1 protein-coding gene is annotated in these 1,834 nt (G+C 48.9%); it reads right to left on the bottom strand.

The features are described from left to right. Nucleotides 1-1,603: PAS domain S-box protein (locus tag NZ772_18295; GenBank protein ID MCS6815507.1), on the bottom strand; the 1,603-nt coding region annotated here is incomplete at its 3' end. Nucleotides 1,604-1,834 lie beyond the last annotated feature (231 nt).

The following is a 1,834-nucleotide window of genomic DNA, read 5'->3' as shown; positions in this document are numbered from 1 at the left end:
TCGCCCACGTAGGCTTTAGGGGCTTCGCTAGCGGACTCGATGGCGACAACTGGCGCACCGTAACTGATACCACCACTTCACCTTCGTGGGTAAATTTGATGGCATTGCCAGTAAGGTTCAGTAAAATTTGGCGTAGTCGGGTCACATCCCCCACAATGGTACGCGGTGTTTGAGGATCAACCCGATAGACCAGTTCCAGGCCCTTTTCAACCGCCTTGGGCGCTAGTAAATCAAAGACTCCCTCAATGCAGCTACGAATATCAAAGGGCTGCTCTTCTAGCTCTAGCTTGCCAGATTCAATCTTGGAAAAGTCTAGGATGTCATTAATGATCGTCAGCAGCGCATCTCCACTGCTGCGAATAGTTTCTGCAAAGTCCCGTTGCTTATCTGTTAGCCCTGTTTCTAACAGCAAGCCTGCCATGCCAATCACAGCATTCATGGGTGTGCGAATCTCGTGGCTCATCATAGCTAGAAATTCACTCTTGGCCCGGTTAGCAGACTCAGCCGCTTGTTTTGCCGCTTCTAGGGCTAGGTTTTTCTCTGTCAACAGTTCTTGTTGTTTCATAGCTTGCTCTAACAGCCGAGCCTGCATTAGAGCAATACCAACTTGGGTGGCTACTGCTTCTAGCAACTCCATTTCATCGATCGTCCAGTCTCGAAACTGTTGATGAGCTACGGCTGACCCATTAGTTGTCATTGGTTGCGGGGGGACAGGGGCACATTGGTGCAGGCTAATGATCCCCGTAGTTTCTCCTTGATAGGACGTGCGAATAACCATCATGGAATGGATACCTGCCTGCTGGTAGAAGTAGCGGAGGCTATCTGGCAAGGCATCATCATTAGCATGGGGCAGCGCGATCGCCCGATCTTCTGTCAAGGCTGTTTGAATGTAGGTGTTGTCTGCAACTGGAAGTGCTAGCCCCGCCACGGATACATAACCTGGTTCTAAATATTCAGCCACCAGAGACAGCGTTGGCTGTGGCTCAGTTGTGTATTCATAGATGATGCACCGCTGTACCTGAAAGGCTTGCCCAATTTGCATCGTTGTTGTGCGATAAATCTCTTCACTGCTAAGGCTGCGACGCACCTCTTCGGTAATTTTCTTGAGCAAGAGGGCATTTTCCACTTGGCGCTTCAGGGCATCTTCAGCATTTTTGCGCTCGGTAATATCCCGCGATGAGGCTTGAATTTCTAGGATTTCTCCGGTTTGGGGATCCCGAATAGTGCGGCTAGTAGTTTCCAGCCAAATGTAGCGACCATTGCGATGTCGAATGCGGTAAGTGACAGTATCAGTTAAGGGCTGATCAAGAATTGAGGAGTGGCTTTTGCGCGTTTCAGGCAAGTCTGCTGGGTGAAATAGTTCGTAGGGCGATCGACCCAACAACTCCTCTGGTTCATAGCCCAATAGAGTACGACAAGCTGGCGAGACATACAAACATTTGCCATCGGGGGTTAGGCGGGCAATCATGTCGGTCGAGTTTTCAGCCAACAGGCGAAAGCGCTCTTCACTCTCACGCAGAGCTTCTTCCGTTCGCTTGCGCTCAGCGACTTCCGTTTCTAATTTTTCAGTTGCTTGTAACAATTCGCTCGTGTGTTCTACCATGAAATTTTTAATGCTGAGTAGGCTAGCAATGCACTTATTGCGACATCTCCAAATCAGGAACTGACCAATGTGGCATCAGCCATACCCGATTATCTCTTCAACGAGATTCGCAGTAATCCTGAAGAAAATCCGCAGATACTCGGATTAATTATGATGCTCGATTCCCTGACAGCAGCTAATGCTTAATAGCTTAACGCTGTCAGCGATTTTGTAACCATATCCATCGTTACT

This window comes from Cyanobacteriota bacterium (genome assembly GCA_025054735.1).
Classification (GTDB): domain Bacteria; phylum Cyanobacteriota; class Cyanobacteriia; order SKYG9; family SKYG9; genus SKYG9.
Note: the sequence above shows the minus strand (reverse complement) of the source record. Positions and strands in the feature narration are given on the sequence as shown.